The 19382-nt window shown below is 68.1% G+C and carries 17 protein-coding genes; 4 read left to right on the plus strand and 13 right to left on the minus strand.

The window, feature by feature from the left end:
- Positions 1 to 223: 223 nt before the first annotated feature.
- The 5 genes from rpmG to dprA all read right to left on the minus strand — a co-directional run bounded on the left by rpmG (position 224) and on the right by dprA (position 8437).
- On the minus strand, positions 224 to 391 hold the full coding sequence (gene rpmG, locus AAFN89_RS18800; protein ID WP_347540755.1) for a 50S ribosomal protein L33: 168 nt from the start codon (positions 389 to 391) through the stop codon (positions 224 to 226).
- Positions 392 to 560: 169 nt separating this feature from the next.
- On the minus strand, positions 561 to 2129 hold the full coding sequence (locus AAFN89_RS18805) for a S41 family peptidase (RefSeq protein ID WP_347540756.1): 1569 nt from the start codon (positions 2127 to 2129) through the stop codon (positions 561 to 563).
- Between the two features lie 202 nt (positions 2130 to 2331).
- The gene (gene rnr, locus AAFN89_RS18810) at positions 2332 to 4611 is read right to left on the minus strand and encodes a ribonuclease R (RefSeq protein ID WP_347540757.1); all 2280 of its coding nucleotides are present in this window, start codon (positions 4609 to 4611) and stop codon (positions 2332 to 2334) included.
- A complete protein-coding gene (gene topA, locus AAFN89_RS18815; protein WP_347540758.1) occupies positions 4608 to 7244 on the minus strand; it encodes a type I DNA topoisomerase in 2637 nt (878 codons plus the stop codon). Before topA ends, rnr begins: the two co-directional genes overlap by 4 nt.
- Positions 7245 to 7315: 71 nt before the next feature.
- Positions 7316 to 8437, minus strand: a complete 1122-nt coding sequence (gene dprA / locus AAFN89_RS18820; protein ID WP_347540759.1) for a DNA-processing protein DprA — start codon at positions 8435 to 8437, stop codon at positions 7316 to 7318.
- Between the two features lie 93 nt (positions 8438 to 8530).
- Between dprA and AAFN89_RS18825 the strand changes: the two genes are divergently transcribed.
- From AAFN89_RS18825 to AAFN89_RS18835, 3 genes are all read left to right on the plus strand, one after another.
- Positions 8531 to 8785, plus strand: coding sequence for a type II toxin-antitoxin system Phd/YefM family antitoxin (locus AAFN89_RS18825; protein ID WP_347540760.1), 255 nt, complete (start codon positions 8531 to 8533; stop codon positions 8783 to 8785).
- Complete coding sequence (locus AAFN89_RS18830; protein ID WP_347540835.1) at positions 8785 to 9210, plus strand: type II toxin-antitoxin system VapC family toxin; 426 nt, start codon at positions 8785 to 8787, stop codon at positions 9208 to 9210. The genes AAFN89_RS18825 and AAFN89_RS18830 overlap by 1 nt, the downstream gene beginning before the upstream one ends.
- Positions 9211 to 9318: 108 nt before the next feature.
- A complete protein-coding gene (locus AAFN89_RS18835) occupies positions 9319 to 9972 on the plus strand; it encodes an OmpA family protein (protein ID WP_347540761.1) in 654 nt (217 codons plus the stop codon).
- 155 nt (positions 9973 to 10127) lie between these two features.
- On the opposite strand, the gene plsY is transcribed toward AAFN89_RS18835, so the two are convergent.
- The 6 genes from plsY to AAFN89_RS18865 form a co-directional block, all read right to left on the minus strand.
- Positions 10128 to 10769: a glycerol-3-phosphate 1-O-acyltransferase PlsY gene (gene plsY / locus AAFN89_RS18840; protein ID WP_347540762.1), complete on the minus strand. Its 642-nt coding sequence runs from the start codon at positions 10767 to 10769 to the stop codon at positions 10128 to 10130.
- Positions 10762 to 12069 carry a dihydroorotase gene (gene pyrC / locus AAFN89_RS18845; RefSeq protein WP_347540763.1) on the minus strand — a complete coding sequence of 436 codons (1308 nt, stop codon included), beginning with the start codon at positions 12067 to 12069 and terminating at the stop codon, positions 10762 to 10764. The genes plsY and pyrC overlap by 8 nt, the downstream gene beginning before the upstream one ends.
- Positions 12066 to 13022 (minus strand): aspartate carbamoyltransferase catalytic subunit, encoded by a 957-nt coding sequence (locus AAFN89_RS18850; RefSeq protein WP_347540764.1) that lies wholly within the window; start codon positions 13020 to 13022, stop codon positions 12066 to 12068. The genes pyrC and AAFN89_RS18850 overlap by 4 nt, the downstream gene beginning before the upstream one ends.
- A gap of 52 nt (positions 13023 to 13074) precedes the next feature.
- Entirely contained in the window at positions 13075 to 14331 is a 1257-nt protein-coding gene (locus tag AAFN89_RS18855) for a CaiB/BaiF CoA-transferase family protein (RefSeq protein ID WP_347540765.1), read from the minus strand.
- Between the two features lie 83 nt (positions 14332 to 14414).
- Positions 14415 to 15626, minus strand: a complete 1212-nt coding sequence (locus tag AAFN89_RS18860; protein ID WP_347540766.1) for a Xaa-Pro peptidase family protein — start codon at positions 15624 to 15626, stop codon at positions 14415 to 14417.
- On the minus strand, positions 15623 to 16516 hold the full coding sequence (locus tag AAFN89_RS18865; protein ID WP_347540767.1) for a hypothetical protein: 894 nt from the start codon (positions 16514 to 16516) through the stop codon (positions 15623 to 15625). Before AAFN89_RS18865 ends, AAFN89_RS18860 begins: the two co-directional genes overlap by 4 nt.
- Before the next feature lie 117 nt (positions 16517 to 16633).
- On the opposite strand from AAFN89_RS18865, the gene AAFN89_RS18870 reads away from it, so the two are divergent.
- Positions 16634 to 17497 carry a LysR substrate-binding domain-containing protein gene (locus AAFN89_RS18870; protein ID WP_347540768.1) on the plus strand — a complete coding sequence of 288 codons (864 nt, stop codon included), beginning with the start codon at positions 16634 to 16636 and terminating at the stop codon, positions 17495 to 17497.
- Between the two features lie 41 nt (positions 17498 to 17538).
- Here the strand turns inward: AAFN89_RS18870 and AAFN89_RS18875 are convergent, their stop codons facing one another.
- Positions 17539 to 18480: an FAD-binding protein gene (locus AAFN89_RS18875; protein ID WP_347540769.1), complete on the minus strand. Its 942-nt coding sequence runs from the start codon at positions 18478 to 18480 to the stop codon at positions 17539 to 17541.
- A 12-nt stretch (positions 18481 to 18492) separates the two neighbouring features.
- Positions 18493 to 19245 (minus strand): electron transfer flavoprotein subunit beta/FixA family protein, encoded by a 753-nt coding sequence (locus tag AAFN89_RS18880; protein ID WP_347540770.1) that lies wholly within the window; start codon positions 19243 to 19245, stop codon positions 18493 to 18495.
- Positions 19246 to 19382: the final 137 nt, after the last annotated feature.

The following is a 19382-nucleotide window of genomic DNA, read 5'->3' on the forward strand; positions in this document are numbered from 1 at the left end:
CCAGGCGGCGGTCACCAAACCGCCCCAGCGACGTCTCCATCGTCCAATCCTCCAATCCCAATCAAACCCAGAGAATCAGATCATCCAACGCCACTCAACCAAAGATGTGTGAATGCCGTAGCCCCTTGTGGGAGAGGGAGGGGCCCGCGAAGCGGGAGGGTGAGGGGGTTAAAAAAAGGCCGCCAGATGGCGGCCTTTCGCGCAAATGCTGAGCAGGGAGCCGTTACTTGATCTTGGCTTCCTTGAACTCGACATGCTTGCGCGCCTTCGGGTCGTACTTCTTCAGCGTGAGCTTGTCGGTCGTCGTCTTCGGGTTCTTCTTGGTGACATAGAAGAAACCGGTGTCGGCGGTGCTCACCATCCGGATCTTAACGGTTGCCGCTTTCGCCATCGTCCTGGTCCCAAAAAAATTCGTTCGCGGCCCAAGGCGGACCGCGTGGAGCGGCGCACCATAGCGTCCCCGGCGTTGCTGTCAAGCAAAGAGGAGAGGCCGGCTAGTGTTCCGATGCCGACGGATGGGGACCATCCGTTGGCTGAATCGGAATACCAACTTATTGAATCTAGCGCTGCGCCAGCGTCGGGCTTTCCACGGCCGCCAGCGCCTGGCCATAAAGCCCGCCATCCTCCAGCAGTGCCTTGGCGACGGCCACGTCCAGTTCCCCTTCATGGGCGCGCCATGGGCAGGCGGCGCGCAGCAGCATCAGCGCCTCCTCATCGTCGGGCGCCGCGCGACGCAGATCGAGCTGCGCCGCCGGGATCGCCAGATCACCCTCACGGAAATCGCCGAGAATCTCCCGCGCGCTCGTCGCGCCGTTGCTGGTGCAGATCGTCGGCATCACGCCCTGCTCGTCCAGCGTATAGCCCTTTGGCGAATAGATGCGCGCCCAGGTGAGGTAGAGCTCCCCGCCATTGGGCAGCCGCGTCACCGTCTGGACGCTGCCCTTGCCGTAGGAGGACGCGCCGACCACCACCGCCCGGCCGGTGTCCTGAAGGGCGGCGGCCGCCACCTCCGCGCCGGAGGCCGACTGGCCGTCGACCAGCACGATCAGCGGCAGCCCATGGGCCAGATCGACCGAATCGGCGTCGAAATATTGGTGGCTGTCGGGGTGCCGGCCGCGGGTCGAGATCACCTCGCCGCCGACCAGAAAGGCGTCGGCCACGGCCACGGACGGGCCCAGCAGCCCGCCCGGATTGCCGCGAAGGTCCAGGATGATCCCTTCCGCCGAGGGACCCAGCGTCTCCACCGCCACACGCAGCGCCTCGGAGAAATCGGCGTCGGTCGCGGTGTTGAAGCCAGACACGTCGAGGATGGCGACATCGTCCTCGTACCGCGTCTCGACCAGGTTGGGGACCACCATCTCCCGTTTCAGATCATGGGTCAGGATCGCGCCGGAGGGCGTCTCCACGGTCATCGCGACCGTGCTGTCGGGCCGGCCGCGCAGGCGCGCGCCGATGTTCTCCGCCCCGAAATCCTCCACCGGCACGCCATCGACCGCCAGGATGATCGATCCTTCCTCGACTCCGGCGGCGGACGCCGGCGTCTCGGGATAGACGTTCTGGACCACAGGCCGGCCCTCATCGTCATAGGCCAGCAGCAGTCCTACGCCGCCATAGCCGTCGCGAAAGGCCCGCTGCTCCGCCGCCTGCTTCGGACCGACATAGCGGGAATAGGGGTCAAGCTCCGCCAGTATGCCGTGATAGACCGCCTCATAGATGCGGTCGCTGCCGGCCTGCCGCAGCGCCGGGGATTCGGTCTTGCCATGTTCGATGGCGCGGATCAGCAGGGAGGCCCAGGCTCCCGCATCGTGCGGGGCCGGAATCTCGAACACGGCCGTCGCCCGGTTCCCCACGGTCAGGACGATCGCCTGATCCTCCGCGAACGCGCCCAGCGCCGGATCGATCGCCGACAGGCCCTGAAGGCCCTTGGTGGAGAGCTGGTGTAGATCGACCTCGCGCAGATAGATGTCGTCCATCCGGCCGTAGCCGACGGAGAAGACGGACGCCGAAAGCGGGCCGTCCGGATCGACCGGCGCTTCGGCGGTGGTGGTCAGCGAACAGCCGCCCACCAGCACCAGCACCAGGCCCAGCCGCGTCACCCGGCTTTTCATCGCGCGCAGTTTTTCGCTCATGTTGTGCGACCTCCTTGGCCGCCGGGGCGCGCCTGTTTCATCGTCGCCGATCTAGTGGGAATCATACTCCACGGCAGCCGGTTCGCATAAGCGGCGCGCGACGCGGAGCGGCCCTCCGTTGCATTCATCCCACGACCGTTGCTCAAAGGACACAAAGCCGGGGAGGTGGCCGCCGGAATCAGCGGTCTCGACGCGGAGAGGGTTATCGGCTGCGTTTGCCGCCGGATTTCGCCCGCCCCGCCTTGATAGTACGCTTGGGCGAGGGCTTTGGTTTCCCCCACCGCTTCTTTCCCGGGCCCGGCGGGGCCTGGCCGGATGCGTCTTCGCCTTCGCCGGGCATCAACGTCACCAGCGTGCTGCCGGTCAGCGGGTTGGCCTCCGTCAGCCTGACCTTGACCCGCGTTCCCAGCCGGTAGACCCGGCCCCAGCGGCGGCCGATCAGGGCGTGCGCGGCCTCGTCATGATCGTAATAGTCGTCGGGCAGGCTGCCGATCGGCGCCAGCCCGTCCGCGCCGGTCTCGTCCAGCGTCACGAACAGGCCGAACCGGGTCACGCCCCTGATCTTGCCGGCGAAGACTTCTCCCACGCGGGAGGACAGGTAGGCCGCGACATAGCGGTCGGTCGCGTCCCGTTCGGCCTGCGCGGCCCGTCGCTCGGTGAAGGAGATATGCTCGCCGATCGCCTCCAGCCGCGCCAGTTCCTCGTCCGGCGCGCCATCGTCCCCCAGTCGCAACTGCCGGATCAGCCCGCGATGGACCGTCAGGTCGGCATAGCGCCGGATGGGGGAGGTGAAATGGGCGTAGCGGGGCAGGGCGAGCCCGAAATGGCCCAGATTGTCGGGGCTGTAGACCGCCTGCGCCTGGCTTCGCAGCACCATCTCGCTGACCGTTTCCGCCTCCGGCTTGCCTTCGGCCTGGTCCAGGATCTGGGTGAACATGCGCGGCCGCGCCACCTGGCCCTTGGCCAGCCGATAGCCCATCGGCGCCAGATACTGGCGCAGCGCCTCCAGCCGCGCCGGGTCGGGCTCGTCATGGACGCGGAACAGGCAGGGCGTGCCCTTGCCCTCCAGGGTCTCCGCCGCCGCGACATTGGCGGCGATCATGAATTCCTCGATCAGCCGATGGCTGTCCAGCCGCGCCCGCGCGCCGATGCCGGCGACTTCGCCTTCCGAATCCAGTTGGATGGTCCGCTCCGGCAGGTCCAGATCCAGCGTCCCGCGCTTGCGCCGCGCCTTCAGCAGCGCGTCGTAGGCGCCATAGAGCGGTTCAAGGACGGGCGTCAGCAGCGGCCCCGTCAGATCGTCCGGGTTCCCGTCCCGCGCCGCCTGCACCTGCTCATAGGTCAGCCGGGCGGCCGACCGCATCAGCCCCCGCGCGAAGCGGTGCCGGCGCAGCCATCCTTGCGCGTCGATCCACAGATGAACCGCCAGGCACGCCCGGTCCTCGTCCGGCCGCAGGGAGCAGAGCCCGTTGGACAGCGCCTCCGGCAGCATCGGCACGACGCGGTCGGGGAAATAGCAGCTATTGCCGCGCCGGAACGCCTCCCGGTCCAGCGGCGATCCCGGCGTGACGTAATGGGCGACATCGGCGATCGCCACCATCAGATGCCAGCCGCCTTCGTTCTTCGGGTCGGAATCGGATTCGGCCCAGACGGCGTCGTCGAAATCCCGCGCGTCCGCGCCGTCGATGGTGACGAAGGGAATGTCCCGAAGGTCGGTGCGGCCCTCCGGCCCGGCGGGACCGGCCGCCTCGGCCTGTTCCACCGCCTCCCGGGGGAAGTCGACCGGGATCTCCGCCGCGTGAAGGGCGATCAGGCTGATGGCGCTTGCATGGCCGGCGTCGCCCAGCCTGTCCACGATCGCCAGCCGGCGCGGCCCTCGCCTGCCTTCCTCCACCGTCTCGACAACGACCAGTTCGCCGTTAGCGGCCCCGCCGGCATCCTCCGGCGCGATGTGGAGGCTGCCCCGCCGGCGCTTGTCGGCCGGATGGACCGTCCCGCCATCCTTCTTCGCCTCATAGATTCCAACGACGCGGACCGCGCCTTCGCCGGTCTCGCCCAGCCGCTTGATGGTGCGCCCCTCATAGGCGCCGTCATCCAGCCGCCGCAGCCGGGCCAGCGCCCGGTCGCCTTCGCCCATCGCCGGATGGCCGCGCTTCTCCGGCGCCATGAAGATGACCGGCGGCGCGCCGGGGCCTTCCCAGCGCAGCGGCCGAGCCAGCACCTCGCCATCCGAATCCGTCCCGGTCACCACCACGACGGCGACGGCGGGCAGGGCGGAAGGCGGGGCCATCCTGCGGCCGCGTCCGCGCTCCAGCACCCCGTCATCCTCCAGGTCGCGAATCATCTCCTTCAGCGCCAGCCGGTCATCGCCGGTGATGTGGAAGGCGCGCGCGATCTCCCGCTTGTGGACCGGCGTCGGGCTTTCCCGGACGAACGCCGCCACCTGCTCCCGGGTGGGGAAGGGGGGCTTCTTCCTGCTCAAGCTTTCGCGGTCCCGGCCTTCGCCGTCGTGGCTTTGGAAGCGCCGGCTTTCTTCGCCGGGGCTTTTTTCGCGGTGGTCTTTTTCGGGGCGGCCTTTCGGGCTCCGCCCTTCTTGCCGCCGCCCTTGGCCGCCTTGGCGTCCAGAAGCTCCACCGCCTGGTCGAGCGTGATCTGGTCGACCTCCACCGATTTCGGCAGAGACGCCATCACCTTGCCGTGCCGCACATAAGGGCCGTAGCGACCCTTGAAGACGTTGATCGTCTCCTGGTCCTTGGGGTGCGGTCCCAGTTCCCGCAGGGGCTCGGCCACCGGGCGCTGCCTGACATCGGCCAGAAGCTCCACCGCCCGGTTCATGCCGATGGTCAGCACGTCGTCGTCCGCCGCCAGGGACTTGTAGGCCCCGCCATGCTTCAGATAGGGGCCGTAGCGGCCGATGCCGGCGGTGATCGTCTCCTTGGTCTCCGGATGGGTTCCGACGTCCCGGGGCAGCGCCAGCAGGGCCAGCGCCTTCTCAAGATCGACATCGTCCGGCGGCAGCCCCTTGGGCAGCGAGGCGCGCTTGGGTTTGGCCCCGTTCTCCCCTTCGCCAAGCTGTACGTAGAACCCGTAGGGTCCCTTGCGCAGGCTGACCGGCAGGCCCGTCTCCGGGTCGTCGCCCAGCGCGCGCGGATAGGCCGCCGCCTCCTCCGCCGCGTTCTCGTCGATCACTTCCAGCGGCCGGGTGAACCGGCATTCGGGATAGTTGGAGCAGCCGATGAACGCGCCGTTGCGCGCCAGCTTCAGCCCCAGCCTGCCGCTCTGGCAGGACGGGCAGGCGCGCGGGTTCGACCCGTCCGGGCGGGGTGGGAAGAAATGCGGCCCCAACTCCTCGTCCAGCGTCTCGATGACCTGGCTGATCGTCAGGTCCTTGGTGCCCTCGATCGCGGCGTGGAAGGCCTGCCAGAAGTCGCGCAGCACGGTCTTCCAGTCGATCCGCCCGCCGGAGATGTCGTCGAGCTGCTCTTCCAGGTTCGCCGTGAAGTCGTATTCGACATAACGGTTGAAATAGCTCTGAAGGAAGGCGGTCACCAGACGGCCGCGATCCTCGGGGTGGAACCGCTTCTTCTCCAGCCGCACATATTCCCGGTCCTGGAGCACCTGGAGGATGCTGGCGTAGGTGGAGGGACGGCCGATGCCCAGTTCCTCCATCGTCTTGACCAGGCTGGCTTCGCTATAGCGCGGGGGCGGCTGGGTGAAATGCTGTTCGGGCTTCACCGTCCGCCGGTCGACGGCGTCGCCCTTGCCGACCGGCGGCAGGCGCTTGCCCGCGCCGTCCTCGTCGTCGGCGGGATCGTCCCTTCCTTCCTCATAGACCTTGAGGAAGCCGTCGAACTTCACGATCGATCCCGTCGCCCGAAGCACGACCGACCCGTCCCCGGCCGCCACGTCGACCGCCACCTGGTCCAGCACGGCGCTTTCCATCTGGCAGGCCATGGTCCGCTTCCAGATCAGCTCGTAAAGCCGGTGCTGGTCGCGGTCCAGATGCCGGGGCAGCTTGTCGGGATGGCGGGACAGGTCGGTCGGCCGGATCGCCTCGTGGGCCTCCTGCGCGTTCTTGACCTTGGACTTGTAGACGCGCGGGCTGCCGGGCACGTAGGCGTCGCCGAAAGTCTGGCCGATCACGCGGCGCGCCTGGGCGATGGCCTCCTGCGCGAGCGTCACGCCGTCGGTCCGCATATAGGTGATGAGGCCGACCGTCTCCCCGCCCACGTCCACGCCTTCATACAGCTTCTGGGCCGTCCGCATGGTCTGCGACGCGCCGAAGCCCAGCTTGCGCGAGGCTTCCTGCTGCAGGGTGGAGGTGGTGAAGGGCGGATAGGGGTTGCGCCGGACCTGCTTGCTCTCGACCGACTGGACCGCGAAGGTCCCGGCCTCGATGCGCGCGGCGGCCGCCTTCGCGCTCGCCTCGTCCGGCAGGCCGAACTTGTCCAGCTTGCGGCCGTCCAGATGGGTCAGGCGCGCGGTGAATTCCGATCCGTCGGCGGTGCGGAAGACCGCCTCGATCGACCAGAACTCGCGCGGCTTGAAGCCCTCGATCTCGGCCTCGCGCTCGCAGACCAGCCGCAGCGCGACCGATTGCACCCGCCCGGCCGATTTCGAACCCGGCAGCTTCCGCCACAGGACGGGCGACAGGGTGAAGCCCACCAGATAGTCCAGCGCGCGCCGCGCCAGATAGGCGTCCACCATCTCCCGGTTGATGTCGCGCGGGCTCGCCATCGCCTCAAGCACCGCGGACTTGGTGATCTCGTTGAAGGTGACGCGCTGGAAATCGGCCTTAGCCAGCCCGCGCTTGCCCTTCAGGATCTCCTGGACATGCCAGGAGATCGCCTCGCCCTCGCGATCCGGATCGGTCGCCAGATAGATCGTGCCGGCGTCCTTCGCCGCCTTGGCGATGGCGTCGATATGCTTCTTCGACCGGTCGCCCGGCTCCCAGTCCATCGCGAAATCTTCGTCCGGCCGCACCGACCCGTCCTTCGGCGGCAGGTCGCGGACATGGCCGTAGCTGGCCAGGACGGTGAAACCGCCGCCCAGATACTTGTTGATGGTTTTGGCTTTCGCCGGGGATTCGACGATGACCAGATTTTCGCCCGGCAAGGGGTCCTCGCGTCGGTAAGGTTTCTAGAAAATGCGCGGATGGCCGGCCGTTCCGGCCGGAATCGCGTCCGTTATGTCGTTCCGACAAGCGCGACGCGGTTGCCGGGCTGCCGCTCGATCCGACCGGCGAGTTCCAGCTCCAGCAGCGCGGTCAGCACCGCCGAAGCAGACAATTGGCAGTCCCGGACCAGTTCGTCAACCGGCGTCGGGGACGGGGAGAGGCGGCCGGTCACCGCCGATCGCGCCTGCTCCAGCGCGCCGGGCTCGGCCGGATCGGGCGCATCGACGCCATAATCGCCGCCGGTTTCGGCGAAGGATGCCCCGATGCCGGCTAAATCCTCCAGCACGTCGGCGGCGGACCTTATAAGCGTCGCCCCCTCGCGGATCAGCCGGTTGCCGCCCTCCGCCCTCGGGTCGCCGGGGAAGCCCGGGACGGCGAACACCTCGCGCCCCTGTTCGGCCGCCATCCGGGCCGTGATCAGCGATCCCGACCGCAATGCCGCTTCGACCACAACGATCCCGCGCGACAGGCCGGAGATCAGGCGGTTGCGGCGCGGGAAGTGGCGGGCCTTGGGCTGGACGCCCAGCGCCTGCTCCGCGACGATGGCGCCTTCGGCCGCGATCCGCTCGTGCAGCGCCCGGTTCTCCGCCGGATAGACCGCGTCGACGCCACCGCCGACGACCGCCACCGTGCCGGTCGGAAGCGCGCCCGCATGGGCCGCCGCGTCGATTCCCCGCGCCAGGCCGGAGGCGACGACCATCCCCTCCTGGCCCAGATCGCGCGCCAGCGTCTCGGCGAACCGCCTGCCGTTGGTGGACGCGGTGCGGGCGCCGACGATTCCCACCTGCGGCCGGGAAAGCAGGGAAGCGTCGCCCAGCACCGTTATCACCGGCGGGGCGTCCTCGATGGCCGCCAGCATCGGCGGATAGTCCGGCTCGCACAGCGCGATCATCCGGCCGCCCAGCCGCTCGACCGCCTCCATCTCCCGGTCGGCCTCCGCGCGACCGAAGGGCTTCGCCCCGCGCTGCCCGCCGAAGCGGGCCATCTCCGGCAGCGCGTCCAGCGCCGCGCCGGCGTCGCCGCAGCGGCGCAGCAGGATGCGGAAGGCGATCGGGCCGACATGCTCCGTCCGGATCAGCCGAAGCCAATCCCGCCGCTCGGAATCCGATAATGCGCGTCTCGGTTGAATCATGCCGGAACGCTTGCAGAACGAAGTGGTTCTGGTCAATCTCCAAGTTGGGTAGTAACATACCTACGTGATCGATATCATGCCGGAGGTGCGGCGATGACCATCACGACCCTGTCCAGTCGAGAACTGAACCAGGATGTCACCCGCGCCAAGAAGGCGGCGAGGAACGGACCCGTGTTCATCACCGATCGCGGCAAGCCGGCGCATGTGCTGTTGAGCATCGAGGAATACCAGAGACTTGCGAAACAACATCGCAACATCGCCGATTCGCTGGCGATGCCGGGGATCGCGGACATCGAGTTCGATCCGCCGCGCATGGCCATCGGGACCAGGCCGGCTGACATTTCATGATGTACGTCCTCGACACCAACGTCATATCCGAACTGCGAAAGGTGCGGCTTGGCAAGGCCGACCCGAACGTCGCGGCTTTCTCCGAAAGGGTCGATGCCTCCGACCTCTATATGTCCGTCATTTCCGTCATGGAGCTTGAACTTGGCGTCCTGCTGATCGAACGGAAGGACGCCGCCCAGGGCGCCATGCTCCGTTCGTGGTTGGACCAGCACGTATTGCCCGAATTTTTCGACCGGACGCTGCCCGTCGATACCGTTGTGGCGCAGCGTTGCGCGCGGCTGCACGTCCCCGACAAGCGTGGCGAGCGTGACGCGCTCCTCGCCGCCACGGCGCTCGTGCATGGCATGGCGATTGTCACCCGCAATGTCGCTGACTTTCAGCCCACGGGCGTGACCGTCGTCAATCCATGGGAAGCATCAGCGTGACGCTGCCCCCTCGCCGCTCGTCATCCTTCCGGAACAAAATTGCCGCAATCGTCCGGTAGGCAGGGGGCGGATCACTCTTCGGGAACAAGCCAAAAAAGGAAAACGACCATGGCCGCTTGGACGAGGAATCGCATTCTTCCGCTGGTTGCGCTGGCGCCGCTCGCGCTGGCCGCGTGCCAGACGGGGGGGCAGCCCAACCGCACCCTGACCGGCGCCGGCATCGGCGCGGTCGGCGGGGCCGCCGCCGGCGCCATCATCGACGATGACGAACGCGGGCGCGGTGCGCTGATCGGGGCCGGGGCGGGGGCGCTGCTCGGCGGGGCGGTCGGCGCCTATATGGACAACCAGCAGGCGCAGCTTACCCAGGATCTCCAGGGCACCGGCGCGACGGTCCAGCGGCAGGGCGACGTGCTCTACGTCCAGCTTCCCGCCGACGTGACCTTCGGGTTCGACCAGTACGACATCCAGCCGCAATTCATCGGCTCGCTGAGCCAGGTGGCCAGCACGCTGGCCAAGTACGACCAGACGGTCATCGACGTCACCGGCCATACCGATTCGACAGGGGACTTCGATTACAACCAGCGCCTGTCGGAGGAACGCGCCAATTCGGTGGCCAACTTCCTGGTCGCCAACGGCGTGGCGCGGCAGCGCATCCTGCCGCGCGGCGCTGGCGAGAGCTTCCCGATCATGACCAACGAAACCGAGGCCGGCCGTCAGGCCAACCGCAGGGTGGAGATGCAGATCCGTCCCGTCACCCAGTAGCCGGATATCTTCTGGATTGGCCTCACGCTGAGCTTGTCGAAGCGTCCGTGCCCGCATGGTTCGACAGGCTCACCATGAGGTTTTTCCGGTTGGTCATTCCCGACAGGGCGGGAACGAGCACGGTCCCGGCGTTCGTCGACGCCGCGCGGATTCCTCTATGCCCCGGCGGGCGGCTTCGCTTTCCCGATCCTCGGCTCCTCGCCCCTCAGCAGGCGGCGGATGTTGGCGTGGTGGCGGATCACGACCAATATCGCGATGAACGCCGCCAGCCCCGCCCGCTGGGGATCGGCCCAATAAGCGCCCGCGACAGGGAAGCCGCTCAGCAGGTAGGCATAGGCCGGCGCGGCGACGATGGCGACCAGCGCCGCGAGAGATGAGATGCGGAAGATGAGCGCGACGACCAGCCAGGTAAGGCAGGCCAGAGCCCCCACCGCCGGCGCGATCGCCAGCAGCGTGCCCAGCGCCGTCGCCACGCCCTTGCCGCCCTTGAAGCCCAGCCAGACGGGAAAGACATGGCCCACCATCGCCGCGCCCCCGGCCAGCACCGCCGTCGTCGGGCCGAACTGCGCCGCGATCAGCACGGCTATCGCGCCCTTGGCGCTGTCCAGCAGCAGCGTCGCCAGCGCCAGCGGCCGGTTGCCGGTGCGCAGAACGTTGGTCGCGCCGATATTGCCCGACCCGATCTTCCTTATGTCGCCATAGCCGGCCATCCGCGCCAGCACCAGCCCGAACGGGATCGATCCCAGCAGGTATCCCAGAAGCGCCGCCGCATAGAACGGCCAGGTGGGGTCAGGCATCGGCCGTCTCCCGCTGGAAGACCGTCCGGCCGTCGACGACCGTGCGCCACGTCCGGCCCATCACCGGCCGCTTGTCGAAAGGCGAATTGCGGGACTTGCCCTGGAAGGAATCGACATCGATCTTCCAGGGCTCGTCCGGGTCGAACAGCGTCAGGTCCGCCGCCGCACCCTTCGCCAGCCGTCCGGCCGGAATCTTCAGCAGGCCCGCCGGTGCGACCGTCAGCTTCGACAGCAGGTCGATCAGCGACAGCCGCTCCTGGTGGTAAAGCTCCAGCGCCAGCGGCAGCAGCGTCTCCAGCCCGACGATCCCAGGCTCCGCCATCGCGAAGGGCAGGCGCTTGGAATCCTGGTCGTGGGGCGTGTGGTCGCTGGCGATGACATCGATCGTGCCATCCGCCAGCCCCTCCACCACCGCCCGCCGGTCCAGTTCGCTCCGCAGGGGCGGGGACAGCCGCGCGAAGGTGCGATAATCGCCGACATCGACCTCGGTCAGCGCGAAATAGGGCGGGGCGGTGTCGCAGGTGACGGAAAGCCCGCGACGCTTGGCCTGCCGGATCGCCTCCACCGAAGCGGCGGTCGAGATATGGGCGACATGGTAGCGCCCGCCGGCGATCTCCAGCAGCCGCAGGTCGCGCTCGATCAGCATCACCTCTGCCTGGGGCGGGATCGCCGCCAGCCCCAGCCGCGTGGCGATCTCCCCCGCGTTCATCACCCCGCCCCGCGCCAGCGCCGGCTCCTCCGGGTGCTGCACGATCAGAAGGTCGAAGGCGGTCGCGTAGCTGAGCGCCCGGCGCATCACCAGCGCGTCGCCCACCGCCCGCCTGCCGTCGGTGAACGCGACGGCCCCGGCTTCGGCCAGCAGCCCCAGCTCCGCCAGATCCTCCCCCTTCGCGCCGCGCGTCAGGCAGGCATAGGGGTAGATCTTCGCCAGCTTCGCCTTCCGCGCCCGTCCGGTCACGAACTGCAACACGGCCTCGCTGTCGATCGGCGGGTCGGTGTCGGGCAGGCAGGCGATGGCGGTGACGCCGCCCGCCGCCGCCGCGCGGCCGGCGCTGGCGATCGTCTCCTTATGCTCGTGCCCGGGCTCGCCCAGACTCGCGCGCATGTCGACCAGTCCCGGCGCCAGCACCTTGCCGCCGCACTCCACGATCTCGGAATCGGCCGGCGCGCCGTCGGCGAACAGGCGCGGTCCCAGGTCGGCGATCCTGCCCTCTTCGACCAGCAGCGAGCCACGCGCATCCAGCCCCGTCGCCGGATCGATCAGCCGCGCGTTCAGATAGGCGGTGCGGTGGCCGGTCATGCCGCGACCCCCTCATTGCCGCGCGCCCGCATCAGCAGGTCCAGGCACGCCATCCGGACGGCGACGCCCAACTCCACCTGTTCCAGGATCACGCTGCGATGGATATCGTCGGCCACTTCGGAATCGATCTCCACACCCCGGTTCATCGGCCCCGGATGCATGATCAGCGCGTGCGGCCGGGCATGCTCCAGCACCTCGTAGGTCAGGCCGAAGAAGCGGAAATATTCCCGCGTCGACGGCACGTAGCTGCCGTTCATCCGCTCCTGTTGAAGACGCAGCATCATAACGATATCAGCGTCTTTCAGGCCCTTTCTCATATCGTGGAAGATCTCAACGCCCAGCCGCTCCGCGTCGCTGGGAACCAGCGTCGGCGGCGCCACCACGCGCACCCGCGCGCCCATGATGTTCAGCAGATGGATGTTGGACCGGGCGACGCGGCTGTGCAGCACGTCGCCGCAGATCGCCACCGTCAGCCCTTCCAGCCGGCCCAGCCGGCGGCGGATCGTCAGCGCGTCCAGCAGCGCCTGGGTCGGGTGTTCGTGGCTGCCGTCGCCGGCATTGATGACCGCGCCGCGCACCTTCTCCGACAGAAGCTTCACCGCGCCCGAATCGGGGTGGCGGACGACCAGCACGTCGGGATGCATCGCGTTCAGCGTCATCGCCGTGTCGATCAGCGTTTCGCCCTTCTTGATGGAGCTGGCGCCGACCGACATGTTGATCGTGTCGGCCCCCAGCCGCTTGCCGGCAAGCTCGAAAGACGTGCGCGTCCGCGTTGAATTCTCGAAGAAAAGATTGATAACCGCCCGGCCGCGCAGCAGCGCAGTCTTCTTGTCGGGACGGCGGTTCTGCTCGACATAGCCGTCCGCGACGTCGAGCAGGCAGGCTATCTCCGCGGCGCTCAGCTCCTCGATGCCAAGGAGGTGTCGCCGCGCGAAGGCGGGGGATTCGGTCAAGGTCATTAAAGCGCGACTATAGGCAGACGGGTCCCGGAACGCCACCGGCGCATCATGCCTTCTCCCGTCCCGCGATCACGCCTCTTCCTTCCAGCGCGGCGATCTCCCCGCCCTCCATGCCCAGCCAGTCCGCCAGGATCGCCGCCGAATGCTCGCCGTTCATCGGCGGGTGGCGGGTCAGCGTTGCGGGTGTCGCGCTCATCTTCAACGGGCTGGCGATCAGGTCGATCTTGCGGCCGGCCGCCGGATGGTCGATCGCGACCTTCATCTCCCGTGCGATCACCTGGGAGTCGGCGAAGACCTGCGCGATGTCGTTGATCGGCCCGCAGGGCACGCCTCGCGCCTCCAGTTCGGAAAGCCAGAACGCGCTCGGCCGCTCCGCGATCAGTCCGGCGATGATGGGAATCAGCACCTCCCGGTTCCGCACCCTGTCGGCGTTGCGGACGAAGCGCGGATCGGCGGCCAGATCGTCCCGCCCGGCGGCGGCGCAGAATTTCGCGAACTGCCCGTCATTGCCGACCGCCAGGATGATGTGCTGGTCGGCCGCCCGGAACGCCTGATAGGGCACGATCATCGGATGGCCGTTGCCGAACCGGGCGGGCGGCGCGCCGGCGGTCAGGAAATACTGGCCGGCATTGTTCAGCATGGCCACCTGGGCGTCCAGCAGCGACAGGTCGATATGCTGGCCCTCGCCGGTCTCCCGCCGATGGTTCAGCGCCGCCAGGATGCCGACCGTGGCGTACATGCCGGTCATCAGGTCCGCGACCGCGACGCCGATCTTCATCGGCTCCCCGTCCGGGACGCCGGTAATGCTCATGATCCCGCCCATCGCCTGGATCAGGAAATCGTATCCCGCGCGGCTGGCGTAGGGGCCGGTCATGCCGAACCCGGTGATGGAGCAGTAGATCAGTCCCGGCAACTCGGATTTCAGTTGCTTGTATCCGAGTCCGTAACGATCCAGGTTCCCGACCTTGTAATTCTCCACCAGAACGTCGGCCTCGCCGGCCAGCCGGCGGATCAGTGCCGCGCCCTCCGGAATCGTGAAGTCGATCGCCAGGCTGCGCTTGTTGCGGTTGGCGGAAAGGTAATAGCCGCTTTCCGTGGTGTCCCCGCCATCGGCGTCAGTCAGGTAGGGCGGCCCCCATTTGCGGGTGTCGTCGCCGACGCCCGGCCGCTCGACCTTCACCACGTCGGCGCCAAGGTCGCCCAGAATCTGCGTCGCGCTCGGCCCCGCCAGGATGCGGGTCATGTCCAGAACCTTCAGGCCCGAAAGCGCGCCGCGCGTGGGGGAGGGGGAACCGTCAGCCAATCGGGATCACCAGTCGAAGCGGGAATCTCAAAACCGGGACGGTTATAGGAACCGCCGCCCCGCTTGCCTAGACCCCCACCCCCTCACATCAGCGTTTCCTCCAGCGGGTGAGTGGACAGAAGCTCCGGACCCGTCTCCGTGACCAGGATCTGCTGCTCCAGCTTCACGCCTTCGCGGCCGCCCTTCTCGCCGGCGAAGCTCTCCACGCAGAAGACCATCCCGGCCTCCACCGCGCCGTCGATCCCGCCATCCTCCCAATATTGCCGGTTCACGATCAGCGGGTATTCGTTGCAGAGGCCGATCCCGTGGGCCAGCGCGCTGTTGGTCTGGTCGCGGTAGCGTTCGGGAAGCTGACGGCCCGCCATGGCGATCTCCTCGAACGTCGCGCCGGGGCGGAACAGGAGGATGTTCGACGTCACCTGGTCGAACGCCGCCTCGTAGAGCCGCCTCTGCTCGTCGCCCGCCCTGCCGTCCCCCGCGACCCAGCTTCGGGAGATATCGGCCGAATAGCCGTAGGCGCCGATCAGGTCGGTGTCGAAGGCGACGATGTCGCCATCCTCGATCACCCGGTCTGAGCATTCCTGGTACCAGGGGTTGGTCCTGGGGCCGGAGGTCAGGAGCCGCGTCTCGATCCACTCACCGCCCATCTCGATGTTCGACTGGTGCAGGTGGGACCACAGCGCCAGTTCGGTGATGCCGGGCCGCAGCGCGTCGGCCATCCGGCGCATCCCGGTCTCGCAATTGGCGACGGCGGCGCGGATCGCCAGCATCTCCTCCGGCGTCTTGATCCGGCGGGCGTGGTTGGCGACCTCCTGCCCGTCGGCGACCTGGACGTTCAGCGCCTCCAGCGCCCACAGGCCGGCGGGGTCCAGCCGGTCGACCGCGATCCGGCGGTTGCCCGCGCCATGGGCCGTGACAAGGTCGGCGATCTCCGCCGCCCATTGCGCCGCCTTCTCCCGCACCCGGTCGCCGACGATGAAATGGTACCAGCTCACGGCGGGCCGCACCTCGTCCACCGCCGCCTTGCCGGCGGACAGGTGCTCGCAGCCGAAGAAGTCGAACAGGACCACCGGTCCCTCCGCCGGCACGAAGACATAGCGGCAGGGGTTGTGCAGCGAATAGACCTGCATGTTGCTGACGCCGGTGGCGTAGCGGATGTTGGTCGGGTCGTAGAGCAGCACGGCCCCGCAATCATGCGCCCGGACCTGCTCGCGCAGCCGCGCCAGCCGCTCCAGGTCCAGCCGTCGCTCGTTCGGAACGGGGAGGGGGCCGGGCAGGGGAGCATGTCCGCTCATCGGATCAGCCCGTCCGTCGATTGCTGCAGCGCCCGCTCCGCCAGGATGTGGGCTTCCGACACCCGGCCGTAGAGCTGCCGCGTCCGCTCCAAGGGGCCGACCAGCCCAGGCTTAGTGGCGTAGCCCAGGACGGCGGTGTGCCGCTCCCGGCCGCCGCCGACGCGGGATACCTGGTGCAGCGCGTAGCGGCCCTTGAAGAGCTGCAAATCGCCGGGGCGGAGGTCCAGGACCTTCAGCGCGCTCGTGTCCTCGCCGCGCAGCAGCCGGCCCACGCCCTCCAGATTCTCGTCCCCCGGCGCGCGGATGCCCGGACAGTACTGGAACGCGCCCCCATCCTCGGCCTCCTGGGTCATGATGGTGGTGATGAACTCATTGGTGTCGTAGTGCCAGGGCTGCTGGGTTCCCGGCGGCAGCACGTTGAACACCAGCCCGGCGAACGGGTCGGCGTATTCGTAGATTTCCGGCTCGTCCATGCAGCGGGCGACGAAGCCCTTCATGGCCGGCGCGACGTACATCCGGTGGATCGCAGCGTCGGCCGGGATCATGTCGCGGGTGACGAAGCCGCTGGTCCGCTCGAAGAACAGGGTGCGCGGGTCGCCTTCCGGCAGGGTCGGGTCCGGCGCGCTGTTGTAGAGGTTGCACATCAGCTTCTGGAAGAACGCCTTGGGCGCCATGCGGCTTCCTTCCTCCCGCGCGCGCTCCAGCCCCGCCGCCGTCAGGAATCCCGGCAAGACGCTGCACCCGTCGCGCTCCAGCTCGGCCCGTGTCGCGGCGATCAGCTCCGCCAGCCGGGGAGAGCCCTCCTCATGGATCGGATAGCGCGCCAGATCGACCAGATCGTCCAGATCGTTGCGTCCGGCGTCGGCGAATTTCGCGGTCATCATGTTCATGGGGTTCGGCCCTTCTTCGTTGGTGAAAATCGATGGCCGGACCCTATGCCGGTGGAATTCATGATAGAAACGAGTTTATTCGATTGTCTCGATGAGCTTTCCTCATAAGTGATTCCCATGATCCCGAACCTCGAAACCGCGCTGCTCCGCACCTTCGTCGCGGTGGCGGAAACCTCCAGCTTCACTGCCGCCGCGCTGCGCGTCGGGCGCACCCAGTCGGCTGTCAGCCTCCAGGTCGGCCGGCTGGAATCGATGCTGGACTGCCGGCTGCTGGACCGCACGCGCCGACGGGTGGCGCTGACCCGCCAGGGCGGCGACTTCCTGATCTACGCCCGCCGCATCCTGCGCCTGCACGGGGAGGCGGCGGCGGCGGTCAATCCCGCGCTGGGGGAGGTCGTGGTCCGCGTCGGCATGCCCAACGACTATGCCGAACTGTTCCTGCCAGGCCTGCTGCGCCGGTTCGAGGCGGACCATCCGCGTGTGCGCTGCGACATACGCTGCGACATGACGTGGGAGTTGTTGAGCCGGCTGGAGGAGGGCGATCTGGACCTTGTCGTCGGCATCCGCCACGCCGCGCTGGGCACCGGCGTGACATTGTGCCTGGAGGAGATCGTCTGGGTCGCCGGCCCGGATTTCGATCCCGCCGCCTGCGCCGACCGGCCGTTGCCGCTGGTGCTCTACCCGAAAAGCTGCCCCTACCGGGCGCGCGGGACGGAGGCGCTGGCCGGCGGCGGGCGGGAATGGCGCGTCGTCTATACCAGCCAGAGCCCCACGGGCATCCGCATCGCGGTGGAGGATCGTGGCGCGGTCACCATCACCTCCCGCCGCACCGTGCCGCCCCATTGGCGAATCCTGACGCCGGCAGAAGGCTTTCCCGCCCTGCCGCCCGCCGAATTGCAGCTCTACAGCGCCGACAGCACGCCAAGCGCCCCTGTCGCCCGCCTGACCGACCTCATCAAGGCGCAGTTCGCGGCGGGGTGAGGCGAAAAGGGGCGACGGCTGCCCGCCGCCCCGGCGATCCCCTACAGGACCTTCGCCAGTTCCGCGTCCAGTTCGGGGACGATCTTGAACAGGTCCCCGACCAGCCCGTAATCGGCGACCTGGAAGATCGGCGCTTCCTCGTCCTTGTTGATCGCCACGATCACCTTCGAATCCTTCATGCCCGCCAGATGCTGGATCGCGCCGGAGATGCCGACGGCGATGTAAAGCTCCGGCGCGACCACCTTGCCGGTCTGGCCGACCTGGTAGTCGTTGGGCACATAGCCGGCGTCGACCGCCGCGCGGGACGCGCCGATGGCCGCCCCCAGCTTGTCGGCGACGCCGTCCAGGATCTTGAAGTTCTCGGCCGATCCCAGCCCGCGCCCGCCGGAGACGATGACCCGGGCGGCGGTCAGTTCCGGCCGCGCGCTTTCCGAAAGCTCAGCGCCGACGAAGCTGGAAAGGCCCGAATCTCCCTTGGCCTCGACGGTCGCTGTCTCCGCCGATCCGCCTTCGGCCGGCGCGGCGTCGAACGCGGTCGCGCGCACCGTCACCACCTTGATCGGGTCGGCGGACTGCACGGTCGCGATGGCGTTGCCGGCATAGATCGGCCGGACGAAGGTGTCGGCCGATTCCACGCCGGTGATGTCGGAGATTTGCTGCACGTCCAGCAGCGCCGCGACGCGCGGCATCACATTCTTGCCGAAGGTCGTGGCGGGCGCCAGCACGTGGCCGTACCCCTTCGCCAGATCGGCAATCACCGGCGCCAGGTTCTCCGCCAGCGCATGGTCCAGCGCCGGATCGTCGGCCGTCAGCACCTTCGCGACGCCGTCGATCTTGGCGGCCGCCTCCGCCGCGCCGGCGCAGCCCTTGCCGGCGACCAGCACATGGATGTCGCCGCCGATTTCCCTAGCGGCGGCGACGGTGTTCAGCGTCGCCGGCTTGATCGCGGCATTGTCGTGTTCGGCTATGACCAGAATGCTCATCTTTCGGTCTCCTTACCCGATCACGCGGGCTTCGTTCTTCAGCTTGTCGACAAGCTCCGCGACGGAGCCGACCTTGACGCCGCCCTGGCGCTTCGGCGGCTCGGCCACCTTCAGCACCGTCAGGCGCGGGGAGGGGTCGACCCCCAGATCGGCCGGGCTCTTCTGGTCGATCGGCTTCTTCTTCGCCTTCATGATGTTGGGCAGGGAGGCGTAGCGCGGCTCGTTCAGGCGCAGGTCGGTGGTGACGATCGCCGGCAGCTTCAGCTTCACCGTGTCCAGCCCGCCATCGATCTCGCGGGTCACCGTCACAGCCCCGTCGGCCACCGCGACCTTGGAGGCAAAGGTGCCCTGGCCCCAGCCCAGAAGGGCGGCCAGCATCTGGCCGGTCTGGTTGCTGTCATCGTCGATCGCCTGCTTGCCCAGGATCACCAGGTCCGGCTTCTCCTCGTCGACGATGGCCTTCAGCATCTTGGCGACGGCCAGCGGCTCCAGGATCTCGTCGCTCAGCACATGGATGCCGCGGTCGGCCCCCATCGCCAGCGCCGTGCGCAGCGTCTCCTGCGCCTGCTGCACGCCCAGCGACACGGCCACGACCTCAGTCGCCGTGCCGGCCTCCTTCAGGCGGACCGCTTCCTCGACCGCGATCTCGTCGAACGGGTTCATCGACATCTTGACGTTCGCCAGGTCGACCCCGGAGCCGTCGGCCTTCACCCGGACCTTCACATTGTAGTCAATCACCCGCTTCACGGGCACGAGGATCTTCATGGGAAACGCCTCTCCTTCGCTTTCCGACAGGATCGATCAGTAATTTACGTTTACGTAAACGTCAACGTGACAGGGCCGCGCCGGTTCCCGGGCGGACCCGATTTCGAAAGGGCCGCCATTGTGGCCCCGAAAGGGCC

Origin of the sequence: Inquilinus sp. CAU 1745 (assembly GCF_039839375.1) — a bacterium.
Classification (GTDB): domain Bacteria; phylum Pseudomonadota; class Alphaproteobacteria; order DSM-16000; family Inquilinaceae; genus JBDOQU01.

Bases quoted from the DNA above. Each gene is read 5' to 3' on its own strand.
- rpmG (WP_347540755.1), bottom strand. From the start codon at position 391: ATGGCGAAAGCGGCAACCGTTAAGATCCGGATGGTGAGCACCGCCGAC.
- AAFN89_RS18805 (WP_347540756.1), bottom strand. From the start codon at position 2,129: ATGAGCGAAAAACTGCGCGCGATGAAAAGCCGGGTGACGCGGCTGGGC.
- dprA (WP_347540759.1), bottom strand. From the start codon at position 8,437: ATGATTCAACCGAGACGCGCATTATCGGATTCCGAGCGGCGGGATTGG.
- AAFN89_RS18825 (WP_347540760.1), top strand. From the start codon at position 8,531: ATGACCATCACGACCCTGTCCAGTCGAGAACTGAACCAGGATGTCACC.
- AAFN89_RS18830 (WP_347540835.1), top strand. From the start codon at position 8,785: ATGTACGTCCTCGACACCAACGTCATATCCGAACTGCGAAAGGTGCGG.
- AAFN89_RS18835 (WP_347540761.1), top strand. From the start codon at position 9,319: ATGGCCGCTTGGACGAGGAATCGCATTCTTCCGCTGGTTGCGCTGGCG.
- plsY (WP_347540762.1), bottom strand. From the start codon at position 10,769: ATGCCTGACCCCACCTGGCCGTTCTATGCGGCGGCGCTTCTGGGATAC.
- pyrC (WP_347540763.1), bottom strand. From the start codon at position 12,069: ATGACCGGCCACCGCACCGCCTATCTGAACGCGCGGCTGATCGATCCG.
- AAFN89_RS18860 (WP_347540766.1), bottom strand. From the start codon at position 15,626: ATGAGCGGACATGCTCCCCTGCCCGGCCCCCTCCCCGTTCCGAACGAG.
- AAFN89_RS18865 (WP_347540767.1), bottom strand. From the start codon at position 16,516: ATGAACATGATGACCGCGAAATTCGCCGACGCCGGACGCAACGATCTG.
- AAFN89_RS18870 (WP_347540768.1), top strand. From the start codon at position 16,634: ATGATCCCGAACCTCGAAACCGCGCTGCTCCGCACCTTCGTCGCGGTG.
- AAFN89_RS18875 (WP_347540769.1), bottom strand. From the start codon at position 18,480: ATGAGCATTCTGGTCATAGCCGAACACGACAATGCCGCGATCAAGCCG.
- AAFN89_RS18880 (WP_347540770.1), bottom strand. From the start codon at position 19,245: ATGAAGATCCTCGTGCCCGTGAAGCGGGTGATTGACTACAATGTGAAG.